Below are 560 nucleotides of genomic sequence, written 5' to 3' on the forward strand. Positions count from 1 at the left end.
GAGCGGCTGAAGGACGCCGCGGCCGGCTGGGCCCGCGAGGGCGTTCCCATCGACACCATCCACCACGCCATCCACGAAGGCTTCAAGATCGGCCTCGAACTGGTGGTCTCCGGAACCGCCGCGCGCCAGCGCTCCGAGGGCTCCGAGGGCGACGGCACGGTGGTCATCACGCTCGCGGATTACGAGGCGTTGATCGGTGGCGCCAAACTCGTCGTCGAAATGCTCGACACCATGACCACCGCCGTCTCCACCGCCTACGTCCGCGAACTCAAAGCCGTCGTCTCCGAACACCACACCGCCGTCCACACCCTCACCTCAGCCCTCCTCGGCGGCCACCCCACCAGCACCATGGCCCGCGAATGCGGCATCGAAATCGCCGACACCTACCACGTCCTCGCCCTCGCCATCCCCCCACACCCCGACGAAACCAACCCCCTCCTCGACACCAAAGTCGTCGCCCGCCGCAAACTCCGCCGCCTCCAAGCCGAACTCGCCACCCACACCACCCACACCACCCTCTCCCTCCTCTCCACCGACGGCGGCACCCTCCTCATCCCCGC

At 68.4% G+C, this 560-nt stretch carries 1 pseudogene; it reads left to right on the plus strand.

Annotated features, from left to right (window positions below):
* Nucleotides 1–560: pseudogene (locus tag ON41_RS14245) on the plus strand (PucR family transcriptional regulator); the annotation flags it as partial.

Origin of the sequence: Nocardia transvalensis NBRC 15921, assembly GCF_000308875.1 — a bacterium.
GTDB lineage: Bacteria > Actinomycetota > Actinomycetes > Mycobacteriales > Mycobacteriaceae > Nocardia > Nocardia transvalensis.